Raw genomic sequence first — 6,259 nt, 5'->3', positions numbered from 1 at the left:
CTCGCCTCCGGAATGGCCGTCGGACTGGGCTTGGGGCACAATGCGCTGGCCGCGCTGATCACCCGGGGGCTGGCGGAAATAGCGCGGCTGGGCGTGGCGCTGGGTGCGAATCCGCTGACCTTTGCGGGTCTGGCAGGGATGGGCGACCTGATCCTGACGTGTACGGGTGAGCTGAGCCGGAACCGCGCCGTCGGCGTGGCGCTGGGCGAGGGGCGGAGGCTGGAGGACGTGCTGGCCGGTATGACCATGGTGGCGGAGGGCGTCGAGACCACGCGCGCCGCACGCGGCTTGGCGCTACGCGAGGACATCGAGATGCCCATCGTCTCCGAGGTGCATGCCGTGTTGTTCGAGGGGCGGGCGCCGCGCACGGCAGTGGAGAGTCTGATGATGCGGGAGCCCAGGGCGGAGTTGTGGCGGTGAACGAGCGGGCGGGAGAGACCGGCGCCGGCACACCGCTGCGCCGTGGCGCCCGCATGACCCGGAAGGAATACTACGCGATCGGCGAGGTGGCCGAGCTGCTCGAGTTGAAGCCCCACGTGCTGCGCTACTGGGAGACGCAGTTCCCCTGGCTGCGCCCCCCGAAGAATCGCTCGGGAAACCGGGTCTATCGCCGCAAGGAGATCCGACTCCTGCTGTTGCTGAGGCGGCTGCTGCACGAGGAGAAGTACACCATCGAAGGTGCCAGGCAGAAGGTGGAGGAGCTGCGGCGCGAAGGGAAGTTGCAGCAGGTGGCTGGCGCGGCGATGGATGGCGCGATGATCGAGTTGCTGCACAGCGAATTGCAACGCCTGCTGGAGGTCCTCGAGCCGCCGCCCGCTCGCTGATGCGCATCCTGGTCACGAATGACGATGGCTACCTGGCGCTCGGGCTTCGCACGCTGGTCCGCGCGGCGAGCGCGTTGGGGGAAGTGCACGTGGTGGCGCCGGACCGGGAGCAGAGCGCGATCAGCCACTCGCTGACGTTGCACCACCCGCTGCGCGTTCGGGAAGGCCGTGATGGCATGCTGGTGGTGGACGGCACGCCGACGGACTGTGTGGTGCTGGCCATCGGCGAGCTGCTGCCCGGCCGCCCGGACGTGGTGCTTTCCGGCGTCAACCACGGCGGCAACCTGGGGGATGACGTCCTCTATTCGGGCACAGTAGCGGCGGCCATGGAGGCGACGATCCTGGGCATTCCCGCCGTCGCGGTTTCTTACGCGGGCAAGGATCCTGAGGCGATCGAGGCGTGGATGGGCGTGATCGCCCGGTTGCTCGAGAATCTGATGGGGCGGGAAGGTTTTCCCGCAGAAACCTTGATCAACGTGAACCTGCCCCCCGTGCGCCCGCAGGAGTGCGCTGGCGTTCAGGTCACGACGCTCGGCCGGCGAGAGTACGTGGGCTCGTTGACGCGGGCCCGGGACCCGGCCGGCCGGGAATACTTCTGGATCGGCGGCGGCGAGAGCCGCTGGCGCGGCGGCCCCAATTCCGACTTCCGCGCCGTGGACTCGGGTTACGTCTCGGTCACGCCACTGCACCTGGACCTCACCAATTATCGGCTGCTGGAGGAAATCGGGTCGTGGAAGTTGGCGTTCTGAGGGACGGATTCGAGCGGCAGCGCCGCGGCCTGATCGAGGCGATCCGGGAACGAGGGATCGAGGATCTGGAAGTACTGCGTGTGTTCGACCTGGTGCCGCGGCACCTCTTTGTGCCAGAGGCCGTACGGCATCGCGCGTACGAGGACGCGCCCCTGCCGATCGGCTTCGGGCAGACGACGTCCCAGCCATCGCTGCAGGCGCTGTACCTCCGCCTGCTGCAACTCGAGCCGGCGGATCGCGTGCTAGAGGTGGGCACCGGAAGCGGCTACCAGACGGCGTTGCTTTCCCACCTTGCGGAGCGCGTCTATTCCGTGGAGAGAGTGCGCGAGCTTTCCGTACGGGCCCGCGCCGTGCTGGACCGACTGGGGATCCGGACGGTCGCGCTGCTGGTGGGGGACGGAACCATCGGCTGGAGCCGCTACGCCCCCTACGACGCCATCCTCGTTACGGCGGGCGCGCCATCCGCCCCCACGGCGCTCATCGAGCAGCTCACGCCCGATGGCAGGCTGCTGCTCCCGCTGGGGGATCGGAGCGCCCAGCGGCTGACCTTGTTGCGCCGCACGGCAGAGGGCATGGAAGCCGAGCAGATCACCGATTGCGCGTTCGTCCCGCTCGTCGGTCGATTCGGCTGGCCGGCATGAGGCGAGTTGGGGCACAGGGGGCGCAGGGGGCGCAAGATAGCGGGAGCCGCGCCGGAAGGGCGGGGGTGCGAAGGCAGGGTTTTTTGCGCCGGCTCTATGATTGGGTGCTTTCCTGGGCGGAAACGCCTTATGGCGGAGTCGCCCTCGGCGTCCTTGCCTTCGCCGAGTCCTCCTTCTTTCCCATCCCGCCGGACCCGCTGCTGATCGCGCTGGCGCTGGGTGCGCCGCGTCGAGCGCTGCTCTTCGCGGGACTGTGCACCGGTGCATCAGTCCTGGGCGGCGTGGCAGGGTACGGCATCGGCTGGGGTCTTTGGGCTCTGGTCGGCGAATTCTTTTTCCGTTATGTCCCGAGCGTCACACCCGGCGCATTCGAGGGCGTGCGCTCGCTTTACGATCAATGGGATTTCTGGGCCGTATTCATTGCCGGCTTCACGCCGATCCCCTACAAGGTCTTCACGCTCTCCGCCGGTGTCTTCCACATCTCGCTACCCGCCTTCCTGCTCGCCAGCATCGCCGGCCGGGGGGCGCGGTTCTTCCTGGTGGCCGGCTTGATCTTTGCCTTCGGCCCGGGCATCCGAGGATTCATTGACCGGTACTTCGAGCGGCTGGTATGGCTGTTTCTGGCTTTGCTCTTGGGCGGTTTTCTCCTGGTCGAGCTGGTGTTATGAGGTGGGTCTGGGCTCTCGCGCTCCTCTGCGCGCAGAGCACGGCTGCGCCGGCGCTCTTGCACGCCGCGGCGGCCGGCCGCGCCCAGGATACTGCCGCCGCGCCGCCCCGGCCGGCCTACCGGCTGGAGCCGTTGCTGGTGGGCGTGACGCGAGGCGAGCGGTCGGCCGAGCGGGCGCCGCGGGCGCTCCAGGTGTTGGGCCAGGCCGCGATCCAGCGGGGCGAGGCCACGCTTTCCCTGGACGAGGTGCTGCGGGCCGTGCCCGGTGTGGGCGTGGACAACCGGTACAACTTCTCGCTGGGCGATCGAATTTCGATTCGCGGCACTGGAGCCCGGGCTCAGTTCGGCGTGCGAGGGGTCCGGCTGATTGTGGACGGCGTACCCGCGACCATGCCGGACGGGCAATCTCAGCTCTCGAACCTGGATCTGGGCGCGGCCGGGCGGCTCGAAGTGCTGCGAGGGCCGAGCTCCTCGCTGTATGGGAACGCCGCCGGCGGCGTGATCACGCTGGAAAGCGAGGACGCGCCGCCCTATGAGTCAAAGCTCGAGCCGAAACTGATAGCGGGGAGCTACGGGCTGCGAAAGCTGCAGGCAAAGGCGCTCGGGCATGCCGGCCCGTTGGGCTACGTGGTCAACCTGAGCCGGACATCGGTGGAAGGATTTCGCGAGCACGCAGCCGCCGAGATGGTGGCGCTGAACCTGATTGGGCGCGCGAGCTTGTTCCGCGATGCCCGCCTCACCACCACCTTCAACTTCTTCGACTCGCCGTTCGCCATGAACCCCAGCTCGCTGGACCGGGCGACGGCCGACACGGCGCCGCGCACCTCGCGGGCGTTCGTCCAGGCGCAGGGCGCTGGAGAGCGCGGGCGCCATGGGCAGTTCGGCATCGGTCTGCAGCGGGGTGCGCTGGACGATCCGAGCCTGGACGCCACCGCGTACGGCCTGTGGCGATCCGTGCTCAACCCGATCCCCGGCCGCATCATTGATCTGGAACGCGAGGCGGGCGGCCTGCGCGCCGCGTACCGGGGCCGGCTGGCTGGCGCGCGCGTGCGCTGGCTGGTCGGCGCAGACCTCGAACTCCAGTCTGACACGCGCATCGAACACGAGAATCGGGGGCTGCCAGATACGCTGATCGGCCGGATCGAGCCGTCCGAGATTCCGGCGGCGATTCGCTTCGGCTGCCGTGGGCTGGAGCAGCGCGAGCGGGTGATTGGCGTCGGCCCGTTCGCCGAGGTGGGCGTCGAGCTGGGCAGCGGGTGGGCCCTCACCCTCGGCGGCCGCTACGACTCCTATCACTTCCGCGTCCAGGACCGGCTGCAGCCGGGCTCCCGGGCAGAGCAGTGTAACGCCCGGGATCCGGACGATTCGGGCACGCGGAGCATGGACCAGGTCAGCCCACTATTCGGCATCGCCTTCCGGCCAGTGCCGTACCTGACCATCTACGGGAACTGGGCGACCGCGTTCCAGACGCCGACCACGAGTGAGCTGGGGAATCGTCCCGACGGCGCCGGCGGCTTCAACCCCGGGCTCGAGCCGGAGCGGATCCGCATCGCCGAATTGGGCATGAAGGGGGTCTGGCCCGCCGCCCGCCTATCCTACGAGGCTGCCGCGTATCTGGGCTCGGTCCGGGATGCGCTGATCCCCTTCCAGCTCTCGACGGACGAAGTCTTCCACCGGAACGCCGGCCGAACCCGCCAGGCAGGGGTCGAACTGGGCATCGGCTGGCAGCCGTTGCCCAGGATCAGCACCACGCTCGCCTTCACTTTCCTGGACCTCGAGTTCCGCGATTTTCTGAAGGAAACATCGGCCGGCGATACGGTGCAGCTACGGGGCCGGAAGGTGCCGGGCTTGCCGCGCCGTCGGCTCTTTGCCGGAGTGGAATACCAGCACCCGGCGGGGGTCTACGGCGAGCTCAATTTCCGCTGGGTAGATGACACCTTCGCCAATGACTTCAACGGTCCGCCGCCAGGGAGCAGCAAGCCGCTCCGTGATTTCCTCAACGATGCCTATGGGGTCGTGGACTTGCGGCTGGGCTTCGAGGGTCAACGGCGCCGGATCGGCATCTCGCCCTTTTTGGGACTGAACAACGTGTTCGATGCCCGCTACAGCGGTTCCCTGGTGCCGAATGCCTCGGGTAATCGCTTCTTCGAGCCTGCTCCCGGCCGCAACGCCTATGTTGGCCTGACGATCCCGCTCCGCCGCATGGCCGCAGGCAGCGATGCCCCACCGGACTGAGCTCTCCGGGCGCCGTCAGCTTCTCGGCGCACAACTTGCACCCCTTCCCGGCGGGTGGAGCCGGGCCGGTCGTCTCGAGGGCGGCCCGGCCCGGGCCACAGGTGTGAGGGAAGGAGCGGGGGCATATGCGGGGTGGTGTGGCGGTCCTGTTTGTGGCGGCTTTCTTCGCGGCCGCGCCTGCTGCGGCGCAAAGGCCGCGAGTCGGCCTGGGATTCGGCGGCGGCGTCATCCTCGGTTCCCGACTAGTTGACCACATCTTCGTGTCGGAGACGGAGGGGGAAGGCCAGCAGCAAGTCACGCAGACAGTCGACATCTCCGAGGTGGCGGCGGCCAGCCTGCACGCCGAGTGGTATCCCACGCGCTACCTGGCGCTCCGGCTCCACGTGGCCCGGGGGAGCGGGCGCCTCGAGCCGACCACGTTCCGGGAGCAACCCGGCGACATGGACGGTTCCCGCTTCGAGACCGGCTTTGGCGCAGCCCGCATCAGCGCATTGGATGCCGGCCTCAGCGTATGGCCCTGGACGCCGCGCTCCGTGGGTTTTGCCCCGTTCATCACAGTGGGGGTGGGCACCTACCGCTACAGCTTCGAAGCGAGCAGCGGAACGAAGACGTTCTTCCGCCCCGGCAGCGAACGCTCGCAGCGCGCGCTGGTCGTAGGCATGGGTGCGGACATGCTCGTCTGGAGCTCGATCGTGCTGCGCTTCGAGGCCATGAACCACATGGTGGACGTGCCGCTGGGCCCCAACGACTTCGCCAACTTCGGCACCACCCGGCCGTCCGCCGCCACCGAGCTAGGCGGCGGAGTCAGCAACGTGAGGTTGATCCTGGGCGCGCACATGTACTTCCCGGTGGGCGGATCGGCGGCCGTCCCGCAATAGCAGGGTCAGCAGCCAGCTTCTTTCCGGGCCGGGGTGTGGCGGGTATTATGGCCCGTCCTACTCCCGGCCGTTCACTTTTTGCCCGGAAAACGTGCACCGTCGAGTGCAGTGAGTCATGGGAACGCTGGACAACCCCGGGCTGATCGAACGCATTCGCTCGCGCATCCGTGACATCCCGGATTTCCCGCAGCCGGGAATCATGTTCAAGGACATTACGCCGCTGCTCTCGGATGCCAGGCTGTTCCCCGAGGTCGTGGAGGGGCTG

General features: G+C 68.3%; 8 protein-coding genes. All 8 read left to right on the top strand.

Annotated features, from left to right (window positions below):
* Window positions 1-420 (top strand): NAD(P)-dependent glycerol-3-phosphate dehydrogenase (locus HY703_08910; protein ID MBI4545301.1); only part of this gene is annotated, 420 nt, incomplete at its 5' end.
* 53 nt (window positions 421-473) lie between these two features.
* Window positions 474-824: a MerR family transcriptional regulator gene (locus tag HY703_08905; GenBank protein MBI4545300.1), complete on the top strand. Its 351-nt coding sequence runs from the start codon at window positions 474-476 to the stop codon at window positions 822-824.
* On the top strand, window positions 824-1,573 hold the full coding sequence (gene surE, locus HY703_08900; GenBank protein MBI4545299.1) for a 5'/3'-nucleotidase SurE: 750 nt from the start codon (window positions 824-826) through the stop codon (window positions 1,571-1,573). The genes HY703_08905 and surE overlap by 1 nt, the downstream gene beginning before the upstream one ends.
* The gene (locus tag HY703_08895; protein MBI4545298.1) at window positions 1,570-2,214 is read left to right on the top strand and encodes a protein-L-isoaspartate(D-aspartate) O-methyltransferase; all 645 of its coding nucleotides are present in this window, start codon (window positions 1,570-1,572) and stop codon (window positions 2,212-2,214) included. The genes surE and HY703_08895 overlap by 4 nt, the downstream gene beginning before the upstream one ends.
* A gap of 65 nt (window positions 2,215-2,279) precedes the next feature.
* Complete coding sequence (locus HY703_08890) at window positions 2,280-2,882, top strand: DedA family protein (protein MBI4545297.1); 603 nt, start codon at window positions 2,280-2,282, stop codon at window positions 2,880-2,882.
* Window positions 2,879-5,116, top strand: a complete 2,238-nt coding sequence (locus HY703_08885; GenBank protein ID MBI4545296.1) for a TonB-dependent receptor — start codon at window positions 2,879-2,881, stop codon at window positions 5,114-5,116. The genes HY703_08890 and HY703_08885 overlap by 4 nt, the downstream gene beginning before the upstream one ends.
* Before the next feature lie 137 nt (window positions 5,117-5,253).
* Window positions 5,254-5,994: a hypothetical protein gene (locus HY703_08880; protein ID MBI4545295.1), complete on the top strand. Its 741-nt coding sequence runs from the start codon at window positions 5,254-5,256 to the stop codon at window positions 5,992-5,994.
* Between the two features lie 115 nt (window positions 5,995-6,109).
* Window positions 6,110-6,259 (top strand): adenine phosphoribosyltransferase (locus HY703_08875; protein ID MBI4545294.1); only part of this gene is annotated, 150 nt, incomplete at its 3' end.

It is taken from the genome of Gemmatimonadota bacterium, from assembly GCA_016209965.1.
Lineage (GTDB): Bacteria > Gemmatimonadota > Gemmatimonadetes > Longimicrobiales > RSA9 > JACQVE01.
Note: the sequence above shows the minus strand (reverse complement) of the source record. Positions and strands in the feature narration are given on the sequence as shown.

Coding starts and splice junctions, on each gene's coding strand:
- surE (MBI4545299.1), top strand. CDS start 824: ATGCGCATCCTGGTCACGAATGACGATGGCTACCTGGCGCTCGGGCTT.
- HY703_08905 (MBI4545300.1), top strand. CDS start 474: ATGACCCGGAAGGAATACTACGCGATCGGCGAGGTGGCCGAGCTGCTC.
- HY703_08885 (MBI4545296.1), top strand. CDS start 2,879: ATGAGGTGGGTCTGGGCTCTCGCGCTCCTCTGCGCGCAGAGCACGGCT.